Raw genomic sequence first — 269 nt, 5'->3', positions numbered from 1 at the left:
TCCGCTCTCTGCATCCTTTTTGATTACTTGTAAGCTTCCTAGTTCTTTTGCATTTTCTACTTGTACTTGCACTACTTTGTTTGCTTCCACAACGACTTCAATTTCTTCTTTTAACAACTTATATCCTTGTGGTGCTTTCGTTTCTTTTAATGTGTACTTTCCTGGCTCTAATTTCTGAGAGATTACTTTACCTGTTTTATCTGTTCGTAATGTCTCTACTTTTTTACCATCTTTGTACACTTCAAATTCTGCATCTGATAATACTTTCG

1 protein-coding gene is annotated in these 269 nt (G+C 34.6%); it reads right to left on the bottom strand.

Annotation, left to right across the window (positions count from 1 at the left end; all coding sequences use genetic code 11):
* Positions 1–269 (bottom strand): prealbumin-like fold domain-containing protein (locus MR083_RS27240; protein ID WP_242270132.1); only part of this gene is annotated, 269 nt, incomplete at both ends.

Origin of the sequence: Bacillus cereus group sp. BfR-BA-01408 (assembly GCF_022663305.1) — a bacterium.
In the GTDB taxonomy this organism is placed as follows: domain Bacteria; phylum Bacillota; class Bacilli; order Bacillales; family Bacillaceae_G; genus Bacillus_A; species Bacillus_A pacificus.
This window is presented reverse-complemented; position numbering and strand designations above follow the sequence as displayed.